Origin of the sequence: Bradyrhizobium sp. CIR18 (assembly GCF_014198295.1) — a bacterium.
In the GTDB taxonomy this organism is placed as follows: Bacteria; Pseudomonadota; Alphaproteobacteria; order Rhizobiales; family Xanthobacteraceae; genus Bradyrhizobium.
In genome coordinates this window covers 71,311-86,130 of sequence record NZ_JACIHF010000005.1, presented here as the reverse complement: position 1 = coordinate 86,130, position 14,820 = coordinate 71,311, and the positions used below count along the sequence as shown (strand labels likewise).

The 14,820-nt window shown below is 65.1% G+C and carries 12 protein-coding genes and 1 pseudogene; 1 reads left to right on the top strand and 12 read right to left on the bottom strand.

Going from position 1 to position 14,820, the window contains the following annotated elements; genetic code table 11:
• Positions 1-33 precede the first annotated feature (33 nt).
• The 10 genes from ftsH to tolQ all read right to left on the bottom strand — a co-directional run bounded on the left by ftsH (position 34) and on the right by tolQ (position 12,476).
• The gene (ftsH, locus tag GGD65_RS18470) at positions 34-1,959 is read right to left on the bottom strand and encodes an ATP-dependent zinc metalloprotease FtsH (RefSeq protein WP_018317780.1); all 1,926 of its coding nucleotides are present in this window, start codon (positions 1,957-1,959) and stop codon (positions 34-36) included.
• Between the two features lie 264 nt (positions 1,960-2,223).
• Positions 2,224-3,282 (bottom strand): tRNA lysidine(34) synthetase TilS, encoded by a 1,059-nt coding sequence (tilS, locus tag GGD65_RS18465; RefSeq protein ID WP_183236185.1) that lies wholly within the window; start codon positions 3,280-3,282, stop codon positions 2,224-2,226.
• A gap of 77 nt (positions 3,283-3,359) precedes the next feature.
• On the bottom strand, positions 3,360-4,406 hold the full coding sequence (ybgF, locus tag GGD65_RS18460) for a tol-pal system protein YbgF (protein ID WP_183236184.1): 1,047 nt from the start codon (positions 4,404-4,406) through the stop codon (positions 3,360-3,362).
• A gap of 200 nt (positions 4,407-4,606) precedes the next feature.
• Positions 4,607-5,095, bottom strand: a complete 489-nt coding sequence (gene pal, locus GGD65_RS18455; protein WP_018317777.1) for a peptidoglycan-associated lipoprotein Pal — start codon at positions 5,093-5,095, stop codon at positions 4,607-4,609.
• Positions 5,096-5,415: 320 nt separating this feature from the next.
• Positions 5,416-6,141 carry an N-acyl amino acid synthase FeeM domain-containing protein gene (locus GGD65_RS18450; protein WP_018317776.1) on the bottom strand — a complete coding sequence of 242 codons (726 nt, stop codon included), beginning with the start codon at positions 6,139-6,141 and terminating at the stop codon, positions 5,416-5,418.
• A gap of 190 nt (positions 6,142-6,331) precedes the next feature.
• Complete coding sequence (locus GGD65_RS18445) at positions 6,332-8,662, bottom strand: bifunctional diguanylate cyclase/phosphodiesterase (protein WP_018317775.1); 2,331 nt, start codon at positions 8,660-8,662, stop codon at positions 6,332-6,334.
• Positions 8,663-8,914: 252 nt separating this feature from the next.
• On the bottom strand, positions 8,915-10,261 hold the full coding sequence (gene tolB / locus GGD65_RS18440; protein WP_177237051.1) for a Tol-Pal system beta propeller repeat protein TolB: 1,347 nt from the start codon (positions 10,259-10,261) through the stop codon (positions 8,915-8,917).
• Between the two features lie 41 nt (positions 10,262-10,302).
• On the bottom strand, positions 10,303-11,262 hold the full coding sequence (locus GGD65_RS18435; protein ID WP_179739004.1) for a protein TolA: 960 nt from the start codon (positions 11,260-11,262) through the stop codon (positions 10,303-10,305).
• A 4-nt stretch (positions 11,263-11,266) separates the two neighbouring features.
• Positions 11,267-11,716, bottom strand: a complete 450-nt coding sequence (tolR, locus tag GGD65_RS18430) for a protein TolR (RefSeq protein ID WP_018317772.1) — start codon at positions 11,714-11,716, stop codon at positions 11,267-11,269.
• A gap of 43 nt (positions 11,717-11,759) precedes the next feature.
• Entirely contained in the window at positions 11,760-12,476 is a 717-nt protein-coding gene (gene tolQ, locus GGD65_RS18425; RefSeq protein ID WP_018317771.1) for a protein TolQ, read from the bottom strand.
• 412 nt (positions 12,477-12,888) lie between these two features.
• On the opposite strand from tolQ, the gene GGD65_RS18420 reads away from it, so the two are divergent.
• A complete protein-coding gene (locus GGD65_RS18420; protein ID WP_183231684.1) occupies positions 12,889-13,407 on the top strand; it encodes a DUF2231 domain-containing protein in 519 nt (172 codons plus the stop codon).
• A gap of 112 nt (positions 13,408-13,519) precedes the next feature.
• On the opposite strand, the gene GGD65_RS18415 is transcribed toward GGD65_RS18420, so the two are convergent.
• Positions 13,520-13,777 carry a hypothetical protein gene (locus tag GGD65_RS18415; protein ID WP_018317768.1) on the bottom strand — a complete coding sequence of 86 codons (258 nt, stop codon included), beginning with the start codon at positions 13,775-13,777 and terminating at the stop codon, positions 13,520-13,522.
• A gap of 126 nt (positions 13,778-13,903) precedes the next feature.
• Positions 13,904-14,663 (bottom strand): annotated as a pseudogene (locus tag GGD65_RS18410) (serine acetyltransferase).
• Positions 14,664-14,820: the final 157 nt, after the last annotated feature.

Sequence of the window (14,820 nt, the reverse complement as noted above, 5' to 3'; positions counted from 1 at the left end):
GCCGCGTTTTGCAATCTCATCTGCCGCTCGCGATTACGCCTGCGGCTGCGGCTCCAGGCCGGGATCCGCATCGGGCCGCGGGCGCGGCGACTTGCCGGCCGGGGGCACCGCCGAGGCGCGCGGCGTGCTCGGCTCGAGCACGGACTCGCGGTTCGGCTTCTTGCCCTTGAGCAGATCGACGATCTCGTCGCCGCTCAGCGTCTCGAACTCGAGCAGGCCCTTGGCGAGAGCTTCGAGATCGGCGCGCTTCTCGGTGAGAATACGCGTCGCTTCGTTGTAGCCCTCTTCCACGAAACGCCGGATCTCGGTGTCGATCTTCTGGACCGTCGCCTCCGATGCGTTCTGGGTGCGCGACACCGACATGCCCAGGAAAACCTCGTCCTGGTTTTCGCCATAGGACACGGTGCCGAGCGCCTCGGACAGGCCCCAGCGCGTCACCATCATCCGGGCCAGGCGTGTCGCCTGCTCGATGTCGGAGGACGCACCCGAGGTCACCTTCTCGCGGCCGAAGATCAGCTCTTCGGCGACACGGCCGCCCATCATGATCGCGAGCCGCGAGGTCATCTGCTCCAGAGACATCGACAGCTTGTCGCGCTCGGGGAGCTGCATGACCATGCCGAGCGCACGACCGCGCGGAATGATGGTCGCCTTGTGGATCGGGTCGGTCGCGACGACGTTGAGGCCGACGATGGCGTGGCCGCCCTCGTGATAGGCCGTCAGCAACTTCTCTTCCTCGGTCATGACGAGCGACTTGCGCTCGGCGCCCATCATCACCTTGTCCTTGGCCTCTTCGAACTCGGCCTGCGTCACCATCCGCTTGTTGCGGCGGGCGGCGGTCAGCGCAGCCTCGTTGACGAGGTTCATCAGGTCGGCGCCGGAGAAGCCCGGGGTGCCGCGCGCGATGGTCTTGAGGTTGATATCGGGGGCCAGCGGCACCTTGCGAACGTGAACCTTGAGGATCTGCTCGCGGCCGACGACATCCGGATTGGGCACCACGACCTGGCGGTCGAAGCGGCCGGGACGCAGCAGCGCAGGATCGAGCACGTCGGGACGGTTGGTCGCGGCGATCAGGATCACGCCCTCGTTGGCCTCGAAGCCGTCCATCTCGACCAGCAGCTGGTTCAGCGTCTGCTCGCGCTCGTCATTGCCGCCGCCGAGGCCGGCGCCACGGTGACGACCGACGGCATCGATTTCGTCGATGAAGATGATGCAGGGCGCGTTCTTCTTGGCCTGCTCGAACATGTCGCGGACGCGGCTCGCGCCGACGCCGACGAACATCTCGACGAAGTCAGAACCGGAGATGGTGAAGAACGGCACGTTGGCTTCGCCCGCGACCGCACGCGCGATCAGCGTCTTACCGGTGCCGGGAGGGCCGACCAGCAGCACGCCGCGCGGAATGCGGCCGCCGAGGCGCTGGAATTTGCCGGGGTCGCGGAGGAATTCGACGATTTCCTGAAGGTCCTGCTTGGCCTCGTCGACGCCGGCGACGTCCTCGAAGGTGACGCGGCCATGCGCTTCGGTCAGCATCTTGGCGCGCGACTTGCCAAAGCCCATCGCCTTGCCGGCGCCGCCCTGCATCTGCCGCGACAGGAAGATCCACACGCCGATCAGGGCGATGAACGGCAGCCAGGAGACCAGCAGCGAGACGAACCACGGCACGTTGTCGCCCGGCGGCTTCGCGGTGATCTGGACCTTGCTGTCATAGAGACGCTTCACCAGCGTCGGGTCGCTGGGCGCATAGGTCTGGAAGCTGGAGCCGTTGGTGAAGGTGCCGTGAATGTCCGGCCCCTGGATCACGACGTCGCGCACATTGCCGCGGTCGACCTCGCTCAGGAGCTGCGAGAAGGCGATGTCCTGCGAGGAGGCCCGCTGACCTGGATTCTGGAAGAGCGTGAACAACGCCAAAAGCAGCAAGACAATAATGACCCAGAGGGCGAAATTGCGCAGATTGGCGTTCATCGATCTTCCTTCGTGGTCGCGCGGATCGCGGCCTCATCCTTGGGCTCTACGAGGAAATCCCCAAGGAATCCTCATCGTTAGACGCATACAATTTAGGTGCCGCCCCGGTCGCTGCCAAGGGAACGAGATGGGACTATTTATCCCATCTTAGAGCGATTCCCGCTGAAATAATGGCGACCTGACCGGGGTTTTTCCTGCCTGGTTAAGGTGTCCTGACGGCACGGGGCCGAATTGGCCGGTGTCATGATCCGCCCACGCCCGCGCCTATCCGCCCTTGCGACGCCGGGCCGGCGCCGGTGCGATGTGGATACGCCCGCCGGCAAGGCTGATCAAGGCTCCCGCAAGGGTCTGCCTCATGGCCGGACGGCCATTTGCGCCTGCGCGAGGGCTTGCGGCGATGGCCTGGTCGAGCATGGCCAGGAGAGATTCAATCTTGCCGAGTTCCGCCGGCCCTTCATGCCCGAGCGCGTTGATGGCCCGCAGCAGCAGCCGCAGCCGGACCTCCTCCGGCAGGCCGGCAAAGGTCGCGGCCTCGAAGCTTCGAACGCCAGCCTGCGGCGCATCGCCGCGATCCCGCAAACGGAGGAAGCGCTCGGCGCCGTCGGCCAGCACCTCGACCGCCGCATTGGCCCGCGCCAACCGGGCCGCGAGCCGCACCAGCGTGCGGGCATCGCCACCCTCGGCCGCAAGCAGCGGCAGCAGCGCGCGCAGCCGCGGCCGGGTGAAGGCGGTGTCGCGGTTGGTGGGATCGTCGGCAAAGCCGATCCTGGCCCGCCTCAAGGTCGCGATCAGCTGCGACTTCGGGACCTCGAGCAGCGGACGCGCCAGCACGATTCCGTCGCGCTCGCTGAGGGAGGCCATTGCCGACAGCCCGGCAAGTCCGCTGCCGCGCAACAGGCGCATCAAGAGGGTCTCGGCCTGGTCGTCGCGGGTGTGAGCGGTCAGCACATGGCTCGCGCCGACGGCACGCGCGGCCTGCGCGAGCAGGCGGTAGCGCGCCTCGCGCGCCGCCGCCGGCAGTCCGGTCTTCGGCTTTGCGCCGCGCCAGCGCAGGGTCCGGTGCGGCAATCCGAGCTCAGTGGCGAGCCGCTTGACCTCGCGCGCCTCACGCGCCGCCTCTCGCCGCAGGCCGTGATCGATCGTGACGACGGTGAGACGCGGGCCGCGCGCAAGACTGCGCTGCCAGCGCGCCGCGAGCCACATCAGCGCGACCGAGTCCGGCCCGCCCGACACGGCGAGCACCAGCGCCGGCGCGCGCTTCAGGCCGGCGAAGAGCCGCCTCGCCTCGCGTGCCGAGATCGGAGAATTGTCATCGTCTGACATGACGCGGGCCCTGACTGCCGCAGGCGGATGGTTACGATGTCTAGCGCAGCACCATCCGCATTGTCAGGACCCCGACGTCAGCACTTCACCCGTTTCTGCTCGCGGTCGACGGCGGCTTTGACGCCGGCGGAGGCGCGCGGATATTTGCGGCCGACCTCGCCGAAGGCGGCGCAGGCGGCCTCCTTCTCCTTCAGCGCGGCGAGCGACTGGCCGAGCCGCAGCAGCGCATCCGGAGCCTTGGCCGATTTTTCGTATTTGGTGGTGACGGCGAGGAAGGCTTCCGCGGAGTCCCGATATTGCTGGCGCTGGAAGTAGCTCTCGCCGAGCCAGTATTGCGCGTCCCCGAGCAGCGGGTCGCTCGGATATTTCTGCGTGAAGTTCTTCATGGTCTGCTCGGCGAGCGCGTAGTCCTTGCGCTGCATGTAGCCGATGCCGAGGTCGAACTCGTCGCGCGGCGTCGCCGAGGGCGGCAGGGTGGTCAGGCCGGCGCCGCCAGCCGGCGGCGGATAGCCGGATTGGGCCGGCGGATAGCCGGGCTGCGCGGCCGGGGGAGCGGCCTGCTGCTGATAACGGGGGCCGGTGTTGGCGAGATCGAGCGGCTCGCCGGCGCCGCGGCCGCCTGGTGCTCCCGACGGCATCGGCTGCGGGCCGCCGCCGAGCGCGCGCGGCGCACCGGGCGCGTTCGGGTTCTGGCTCGGATCGAAGGCATCGCCGCGGCGACGCGTGCCGGGAGCGCCGGGCGCCGGCTGCTCCTGAATGATCGGCGCCGGAGCGGCGCTCTGCGGCTGCTCGTAATTCGGCTGCACGGCCTGCTGCTGCGGCTGCTGGCGATAGCCGGGCGCGACCTGACCTGGTCCGACCTGGGCGGGCGGCATCGCCGTGACGTTGGGCGCCTGTCCGGGCGCGCCCTGGGCGCCGCCCTCGAGCGCCCGCAACCGCTCTTCGAGCTGGCGGTTGCGGTATTGCAGCTCTTCGTTCTGGCCGGTGAGCTGGCGCAGCTGGTTCTCCAGCCGCTCGATCCGCATCTCGGGATCATCATCGGTCTGGGCGAAGACGGGCGTGCACAAGGGGAGCAGCGCGGCGATGGCCACGGCGCCTGTAAAGACCTTAAATCTGGATGACATCTTGCCCTGACGACGAAAGCGAAATGGCCTGCGACGGAACATGCGACGCGCCACACATTGAAGGGGAGTACGCCAAAAATGTGTCTGGCACCACGGGGATTCTGTCACGGATTGCTGAAACGAAACCGGCGCCCGAGAGGGCGCCGGCATAATCGGCTTTGAAGATGAACGGCGCCTGACTGAGAGCCAGTATCTCGGCGTCAGGAGCTCGCGTTCAGCACGGTGACGGCACGACGGTTCTGCGACCAGCAGGAAATGTCGTTACAGACGGCGACCGGCCGCTCCTTGCCGTAGGAGATCGTGCGCATGCGGTTCGGATCGATGCCGCGCGAGGCCAGGAACGAACGCACCGACTGGGCACGGCGGGCGCCGAGCGCGATGTTGTATTCGCGGGTGCCGCGCTCGTCGGCGTGGCCTTCGACGGTGAAGCTGTAGCGCGGATAGGTCTGCAGCCACTGCGCCTGCTTCTCCAGGGTCACGATCGCCTGCGGGGTCAGATCGGTCTGGTCGCTTTCGAAGAACACGCGGTCACCCACGTTGACGACGAAATCCTGCTGACTGCCAGGCGTTGCCGCATTGGCCATCGCATCCGTCGCAGCATTCTTGTTGGCGCAGGCGCCCATCGACAGCGCGACGGCGAGCACCGCGACCAGCTTCAATCCCTGGAGGATACGCATAGGATGTTTCATTCCGGAGCCTCCACGCTCACGTTAGTCCACTGCTGTCCGGTCTACAGGGGGTTGGTTAAGCGAACGTTCCGTCAACCTTGACGGAACCTTGCCTCAGCCGATCAAATGCCCCCAACCAGCGAAAAGCACCCGTCATGGTTAATGGGTTGTAAATGTGGCGCGAGGGTGAAGGCAAGTCGCACCGGCCGGCAAAAACGCCGGCTTTCGCCTGAATTTTGGGCCCAGGACGTGATGGTGGCGACGCGCGACGGGTAAAGGGCGACGGGCAAAAGGCCGAGCCCAGGCTCAAACCTGGCGCCGCATCCGCGCCACCGCCGACTTCAGGCGTGCGCGGCGTCCGCCACGAGCACCGGTCGCTGCGGCACCTGGCGCTGGCCGCCGCGCCCGAACAGCATCCGCCGCTCGAACGCGGTCGACCGCATGATCGGATAACGCTCGAACACCTTCTTGCGGAAGGTCGGGAAGTCCGCGGCCATCAGTCCGAACGGCTTGGTGAGGCCGGGAACCAGGCGGGGCTCGGCGATGGTCTCGTGCAGGAACACCCGCCGGTAGAAAGCCTGATGCTCGGGACGCACGATGGCGAGACCGAGATCGGCATTGAAATGCTCGCAGGCCATGTACGCGAGACGCGTCGTCAGATAGGGCAATTCCGGAACCCGCTTGACCTGGTCGGGATCGGCGACGAAGCGGGTCGGGTCGATCATGACCTCGCCGCGGTCGAGCCGCGGCAGCAGGATGTCGGGGAAGACATCGGCCGAGGTGGACTCGCGCCATTCCGATGTCAGCACGCTGATGCGCACCGAGCTGCAGAGCTCGCCATGGAGATAGACGCCGAAGGTCCACGCGTTCGGCAGCTCGTCGTAGCGGTCGGTCACCCGCGCATCGGCGGAGGGCTTGACCGCGCCCTCCCGCAGATAGGCGCGGTAGCGGAGATTGTAGATCTCCTCCTTCTCAGCGACGGTTTCCGCAAGATGATAATCGACGTCGGTCAGAAGCTCCGCTCCCCGTCCAACAGCCGAAATGACAGATCTGGCTGAGGACTGCATTCCAACTCCTTACCCACACTCACGTCGCGACATTCAAAGGCAATTCCCGCAAGACAACTTGCGCGCGCGCCATGATTTATTAACACCTTCTTAACAAGTATGCAAAGCAATCGAACGGTTAGGGTTAACCACCGTAGCACTACGGTACCCTGCAACAGCCTGAAATGTTGGGACGTTTTGAGAAACGGACTTAAGCGAAGGAGCGCGAGCTGGCGACGTGGAGCTGGCCTTCGCCGCGCCGTCCATGCGAGGCGTTGAGCAGCTGGCGCATCCGCACGGCGGGCACCGGACGGCTGAACAAATAGCCTTGCGCCTCGGAGACGGTGCCGTCGGCGCTGATCAGATCGAGCTGCTCATTGGTCTCGATGCCTTCGACCACGACGGCCATGCCGAGATCGGCGGACAGCCGCGCCACGCCGCGCAGCAGCGTCAGCGGGCGGTCGGTGTCGATGCCTTCGAGGAAGGATCGGTCGATCTTCACCTTCTGCATCGGGAAATTGTGCAGATAGCTGAGGCTGGAATAGCCGGTGCCGAAATCGTCGAGCGAAATGCGCACGCCGAGCGCATGCAATTGCGACAGGATGTCGTGGGTCAGCTGGGTGTTGCGCAGCAGGGAGGACTCGGTGATCTCGATCTCCAGCCGATGCGCCGGCAGGCCCGACACCTCCAGTGCGTAACGGATTTCGCTCAGCACGTCGCGCTGGTGGAATTGCTGCGGCGAGAAGTTGACGGCGACGCTGACGCCCTCCGGCCACTTCATGCATTCCATGCAGGCGCGGCGCAGGATCCAGCGGCCGAGATCGACGATCAGGCCCATGTCCTCGGCGACCGGGATGATGTCGATCGGCGAGACCGTGCCGCGCACCGGATGATTCCAGCGCAGCAGCGCCTCGCAGGTGGTGATCTTGCCGGACTTCAGATTGACCAGCGGCTGGTAGAACAGCTCGAATTCCTCGTTGGCGAGCGCCTTGCGCAGGTCGAGCTCGAGGATGCGGCGGGCCTCGACGGTCGCCGCCATCTCGTCGCGGAAGAAGCAGAAGGTGCCGCGGCCGTCGGCCTTGGCGCGGTACAGCGCCATGTCGGCATTCTTGAGCAGCGTATCGGCACTGGCATCGCCCGGCGAGGTCAGCGCGATGCCGACGCTGGCGCCGATCTCGACCAAATGATTGTCGATGCGGTAGCGCTCGCTCAGCCGCTCGACGATGCGGCGGGCCAGCGCGGCGGCGTCCTCGGGCGAGGAGATGTTCTGCTGGAACACGACGAATTCGTCGCCGCCGAAACGGGCGACGAAATCTTCGGGGCGCAGCATCTCGCGCAGACGGTTGGCGACGGCGCACAGCAGCTGGTCGCCGCAGGGATGACCGAGCGTGTCGTTGACCTGCTTGAACTGGTCGAGGTCGACGAAGAGCAGCGCGGACAGCCGCTCGGCATGATGCGAATTCTTCAGCAGCCGCTCGATCTCGTCGTGGAAGCTGACACGGTTGGGCAGCGCGGTGAGCTCGTCATAACGGGCGAGATGGCTGATGCGGGCTTCCGCATTGGTGCGTTCGGTGATGTCTTCCAGCAGCAGCACCGTGCCGCCGCCGGTCATCGGCTGGAACGTCCAGGCCAGGGTGCGGCCGCGCGAGGAATCCGGATCCGCGGTGACGATCTCGCAGATCCGCGCATGCTCGATCTCGGCCAGGATCTGATCGCCGCTCTCCGCCGAGATCGACCCGGCGGAAACGCAGGCCGCCGCGATATCGGCGGCGGTGGCGCCGCGCTTGACGAGGTCCTCGGGCAAGGCCATCAGCTCGCCGAAACGATGGTTCATCACCGCAAGGCGGCCGTCGGCGCGGAACATGCACAGGCCGTGCGGCATGTTGTTGAGCGCGGTGTCGAACTGGCTCGCCAGCGCGGATTCGCGGAAGCTCGAGGTCAGCGCCTTGACGAAGATCGCATGCAGGCTGAGGTTGATGTTCTTCAGCCCGATGAAGAAGAACACCAGCAGGATGGCAAGACCGATGTGGTAGAAGCCGCCGTGCAGCAGCAGGGCGAGCGACATCGGACCGCAGGCCAGTGCGACGTGCCACTGGATCACCCGGGGCTGCCCGTAATTGCGGGCGGCGCCGCCCGCGGTGTAGCCGATGCCGATGGCGACACAGAGCATGTCGGCGACCGGATCGTTGTTGTTGTAGATGACGACGAAGGCCCACACACCGAGCACCGCTGCATAACTCAGCGCGCCGATCCAGTAACGCGGCTCCAGGTGCTTGGCCTCTTCGAATGACAGCACCTGGGTGCGGTTTTCATATCCGCGCATCTGGAACGCGCGCGCGGTGCCGATAGCGATCAGCAGAAACGCGAGCGGCCACAGCCAGACATCGCCCGTCTTCAACGCAGTCATCACCGCGGCCACGGCCGCGGAGGCCGAGCCGAAGAAGATCGCCCAGAAATTCTGCACCATGGAGTTGATGAGAGCGGCGTAGAGTATCGGCTCCAGCTCGTCTCGATCACTCTGCTTCTGGTCGGCCAGTTGCATTGGCTTGTTACGCGTCCTGTTTGGCGCGTAGTCTTACCCAGCCCAGATGAAGTCTTTCTGAGGGAACATCGTTAAAGTCGAGTTGTTTTTCGGTATCAGCGAACCGATTTCCGCTTAAATATCAAGCAACTAGGCAAGCCTTGCCGGGCACAAGGTGAAGGAAAGTTTGCTTGGCGCCGAGAAGTCGAAAAAATCGGCGCGTTTTTCGACAACATCGCGCGTCTGAACGCGCGATGTTTTAGCGTTCTCTTGTCAGCCCGCCGTCGAGGACAGCAGCGGCGACCATGCGGGGTCGGAGGCGAAGCCCGGCGTCGGCACCTTGAGCTCGTTGCGGCCAGAGATGTCGACGCTGTACAGCGACGGCCCGCCACTACCGCCGGGATCGCGGAAGAACATCAGCACCCGGCCGTTCGGCGAGAAGGTCGGCCCTTCGTTGTGGAAGCCCGAGGTGAGCAGCCGCTCGCCGGAGCCGTCCGGCTTCATGACGCCGATCGAGAACTGTCCGCCGCCCTGCCTGGTGAAGGCGATGTAATCGCCCTTCGGCGACCACACCGGGGTCGAGTAGCTGGCGTTGGTATCGTCCTTGGAGAAGGAGATGCGCTGCGCCTGTCCTCCGCCCGCCGCCATCACGTAGATCTGCGACCTGCCGCCGCGATCGGACTCGAAGCAGATGCGGGTGCCATCCGGCGAGTAAGACGGAGACGTGTCGATCGCCGGCGTGTCGGTGAGGCGCGTGGTCGAGCGCGAGCGCAGATCCATCACGAACAAATTGGAATTGCCGCCCTGCTGCAAGCTCATGATGACGCGCTGGCCGTCCGGCGAGAAGCGCGGCGCAAAGGTCATGCCCGGGAAGTTGCCGACGATCTCGCGCTGGCCGGTCTCGATGTTGAACAGATAGACCTTCGGATCGCCCTGGCCGAACTCCATATAGGTGATCTCTTGCGAGTTCGGCGAGAAGCGCGGCGTCAGCACGAGGTCGGAGCCGCGGGTCAGGTAGCGCACATTGGCACCGTCCTGGTCCATCATCGCGAGCCGCTTGACGCGGCGCTCCTTCGGACCGCTTTCGTCCACGAACACTACGCGGCTGTCGAAATAGCCTTTCTCGCCGGTCATCCGCTCGTAGATCTGGTCGGAGATGATGTGGGCGATGCGGCGCCAATATTCCGGCGAGGTGAAATATTGCTGCCCGGCAAGCTGCTGGCCGGAGACCACGTCCCACAAACGGAATTCGGCCTTCAGCCGTCCGTCTGACTGCCGCGTCATGCGGCCGGTGACGAGGGCCTGCGCGTTGAGGGTCTTCCAGTTCTGGAATTGCGGCGCGACGTCGATGTTGCTGATGCGCTCGATGAAGGCGGCCTGGTCGATCGGCGCGAACAGGCCCGAACGCTTGAGATTGTTGGTGATGACCTGCGTGACGCCGTTGCCGACGTCGCCGTCGGACGGCGAGCCCGGCACGAAGCCGGTGATCGCGATCGGAATCGGCTGAAATGCATTGGGGTCGATGCGGATGCGGCCGTCCTGGCCTTGAGCGAAGGCACGTCCGCCCCCGAGCATCGCGAGCGTCGATCCGGTCAGGGTCATGAAGCGGCGGCGGTTCATCGATCGGACGTCATTCATTGCAAAATTCTTTTGTTCGGATGTCACAACATATCTTTCAGGCCGAAAGTCATCGGAATGAGCTTCCAGCTCTCGTACTGCTGCTTCGGCATGAACGAGTAGACCTGGCACTGCACGATGGCGCGCTTGGCGCTCTCCGCCACCGCCTGGGCGATCGACCGCGACGGTCCCCTCACCGCGACCACGATGGGCTCGGACGCCAGCGATCCGTCGATCTTCATGGGAATGTCGATGTCGGCTTCGTACTGGTCGGCATCCTGCCCGTTATAGGTCGGCGTGAAGCAGCGCTTGACCGCGCCCTGGAACGCACCGCGCCATGTCGCAACGTTGTTGGCAGCAGTCCCGGTCGCCGATCCCAGCGAGGCCGACGCGTTCAGCGCCGTTCCCGTGAGCTCGTGCCGGGTCGCGGCGCGCTTGTCGAGGTCGCGCTGGATCTGCGCGGGATCGAAGCTGCGCTCCTTGGGCTTCGGCTGCTGCTGCGGCTGCACCGCCGCGACCTTCTGCTCCACGGGCTTGGGCGGCGGCTTCTTGGTCTCCAGCTTCTTCTGCAGCTCGGCGATCGGATCTTCCTTGGCCGGATCAGGCTTCTTTTCCTGCGGCTTCGGCTCTTCCTTCGGCTTCGCCTCGGCGACGGGCTTCGGCGGCTCGGGCTTCTTTTCCACCGGCTTCTCGACCGGCTTCGGCGGCGGCTCTGGCTGCGAATTGGTCTTGATCAGCTCTTTCTTCTCGGTGACCTTGCCGACGGCGTCTTCCTCCGGCTTGGGCTCGGCGATCTTCTCGACCTTGGGCTTGGGCTCTTCCTTCTTGCCGGTCTTCTGCCCGGCCATCATCTTCGCGAGCTGATCGGTGGAGATGATGTCGATCGGGAGCGACTCTTCCGGCGCGACGTAGGCCTTGCTGCTAAAGGTGACGAGGCCCCATCCCAGCACGAGGACATGCAGGGCAATCGACGCAACAAGTGTCTTGTCGACGTTCACCTTCACCGGCCTATCCCTGATCCGCTTCCGTGACGAGGGCGAGCTTCTTGAATCCGGCGCCGGACAACTGGCCCATCACCCTGGCCACCGTGCCGTAATCCGCCTTCTTGTCGGCACGCAGATAGATGCGCTCCTCGAGCCCGCCGCGCGCGTCGGTGATCGCCTTCAGCTTGGGCACCAGCTCGTTGATCGCGATCTCGGCGTCGTTGATGAACACCTTGCCCTTGATGTCGATCGACATCTGGATCGGCTTCTGGTCGTTGTTTTCGAGGCTCTTGGCCTGGGTCTGCGGCAGGTCGAGCGGCACGCCGACCGTCAGCATCGGCGCCGACACCATGAAAATGATGAGCAGCACCAGCATCACGTCGACCATCGGCGTGACGTTGATCTCGGCCACGACGGGCTTGCGTCGGCCACGGCGCCCGCCGCCTCCGGACGAACTCGCAACGTTCATCGCCATGATCGCGTGCCCAAATTGCCCTTCACACTATACATGCCGTCCGTCAGCCCCGCTCGTCGATCTGACGCGACAGGATGGCGGAAAATTCATCAGCGAAGCCCTCGAGCCGCTGGGCCTGCCGGTTCACCTCGGAGGTGAACTTATTGTAGAAAATAGTGGCAGGAATGGCGGCGATAAGGCCGACCGCGGTCGCAAACAGCGCTTCCGCAATACCGGGGGCGACGACCGCCAGAGAGGTATTTTTCGACGCCGCGATCGACTGGAAGCTCGACATGATGCCCCAGACGGTGCCGAACAGGCCGACGAAGGGGCCGGCGGAGCCGACGGTCGCGAGCACCAGCAGCCGGCGTTCCAGCCGTTCGACCTCGCGCGCGATCGAGACGTTCATCACCTTGTCGATGCGCATCTGCAATCCCGCGACCGAGCGGGCCTGGTTCTCGAACGAGCGCTTCCACTCGCGCATCGCGGCGACGAAACAGGCCGCCATGGAATGCGTCGGCTTGGCCGAGAGGGTGCGATAGAGCTCCTCGATCGATTCGCCGGACCAGAAGGCCTGCTCGAAACGGTCCATCGAGCGGCGGGTACGGGCAAACAGGAAGATCTTGTCGATGGCGATCGCCCAGACCCAGACCGAGCAGGACAGAAGTCCCAGCATCACCGCTTTCACGATCCAGTGAGCCTGCCAGAACAGCGCGATCAGCGACACGTCCGCGGAAGCGGCAACCGGAAGGGCTGACTGAGCCACGTCGGCCGGATTCATAAGCAGTATCCTCTCAAGGCGATCGTTACCCGATGTGCCGGCCAGCAAATGGCTGCCGGTTCCCCAATGGCCGCGCTAGAACCGGCGCGGCCGGCAAGCCCGCTCAAAGCCTTGTCTTTCTGGGTGCAGGGGCTCGTCCAAAGCCGGCCGTCTGCATTCCCTGCCAAGATGTCAAAACTATGGGCCTTTGGCCCCGGGCCTTGACGGGTCTCGGCTTCGGGCTTTGGGCGCGACTGTCCGCCCTTACCAGAGCCCGGCGTTGGTTAATGCGAGGTTACCGCAGGCAAATTTGGCTGCCGGAAAGGTAGGCCGCGCAGGCAGTTGGATCGGCTTGGGTCCGGACACCTGGTCCGGAGGAACCAGCCCTCGCCCGAAAAATTGTCCCAAAAATCACTTTCCGCGAGGTCCTGCCATGACCATCAACCCCAAGACGACCGCCGCGATCGGCGATCACCCGCTCCACCCCATGCTCATCCCGTTCCCGGTCGCATGTCTGGTCGGCGCGCCCATCGCCGATCTCGCCTTCATCGGAACCGGCGACAATTTCTGGGCCAGAGCCGCGATGTGGCTGATCGGGGCTGGCATCGTCATGGCGCTCGTCGCGGCCGTGGCCGGCTTTACGGACTTCTTCAGCGAGCCCCGCATCCGCCGCCTCAACGATGCCTGGTACCACATGGTCGGCAATCTCGGGGCGGTCGTGCTGGCCCTGATCAATTTCTACCTGCGCTACGCCCAAGGCGCCGAGGCTGCGATCAAGCCGTGGGGCGTGGTGCTCTCCCTGATCGTGGTCGGCATCCTGCTGTTCACGGGATGGAAGGGCTGGGAGATGGTCTACCGTCATCACGTCGCGGTGCTGGATGCGCCGGGCCAGACCAGCTCGGAGCCGATCACGCCCCAGCATGGCGGCGAGAGCCATCGTCGCGCCGCCTGAAACCAGCGATCGCGTTACGGGCGAGCTCGCCGGCGCAGGCTGAGCACATAGAGCCAGCCGCCTGCCGCGATCAGCACGGGCAGAACAAAGAGCGCAAAGTCGCGGAGCAGGATCATGGGTCCAGCCCCGCTTCCGCAAACGAAACAGCGCGCCCAAGCGCGAAGGCGGCAAGCTGATAGAGGGCGCCGCTGAGAAAGACGTGCCACGCACCGCTTTCCACGAACTCCTGATAGGTCTTGACCTCGGTCGGCCAACCATTGAGGAACGCGATCGCGACCGGCAGCAAGCATCCGAACCGTTCGAACAGGTCCGAGGCACGCGCAAGCAGCGCGATGCGCTGCCTGGTCTCCTTGCATACAATAGTGGTCATGGTCGTACCCGTCGGCGCAGGCGAAAAGGCGCCGTCGGGGCTTGGTCGGGCCTCATCGCGATTCGGTTCTAAGGCGCCTGTCTTTTTGCGCGGGCGCATGGATTGGAACGTCGCGCTCTCGGTGAGTCAGGCCGCGGAAGCGGGTTCGGGGCAGTTGGTCAGACGCGCGGGATTGCCGATTGCCGTGCAGCCGGCGGGCACGTCACTGATCACGACCGTCCCGGCGCCGATCTTGGCGAAATCGCCGACCTCGATGTCGCCGAGGATGGTCGCGCCGGAGCCGATGAAGACGCCGCGGCCGATACGCGGCGAGCGCATCGGCAAGTCGCCATGGCGCCCGATGCTGACGTTCTGAAGGATGGTGACCTCGTCGCCGATCACCACATTGGCGCCGATCACGATCCCGGTGGCGTGGTCGAGATACACCGACGATCCAAGGGTCGCGGCGGGATGAATGCTGACCTGCAGGACGTTCGAGGCCTCGTTCTGCAACAGCAGCGCCGCGTCGCGCTGGTCATGACGCCAGAGCCGGTGCGAGACGCGCCAGGCTTGGAGCGCCAAATAGCCCTTGAAATGCAGCAGCGGCGGCAACAGGCCGGCGACGGCGGGATCGCGGAGCACGATCGCCTGCAAGTCGCGGCCGGCCGCTTCGATCAATTCCGGCGCGCCACGAAAGGCGTCGATAGAAAAGGCCGTGAAGCGTGCCTGTTCGGCGGCGTTGCCGCCAAGCCTGCGCCCGATCAGATCGGCCAGAGCCAAGACTATCATGCGCCAGCACCGCATCGGCAAGCGACTTGCCGAAGACGGGATCGGATGCGCACGCACGCTGCGCCTCCGCGCGTATATTCTGCCAGAGGCGATCATTCGTTGCGGTCGCAGCTGCCATCAAGGCCGCCTCCGGTGCTTTGGTGCTTCCTTCACGTGTCGAATATAGGCTGCGGGCAACCCGCGCGCCACGCGGCGGCCGCAATGACTACCTGAGCACCATGCCGCAGCTCCCCGTGGGGCTACGAGCTTGCATGCCAGCCATCCGCGACCATATA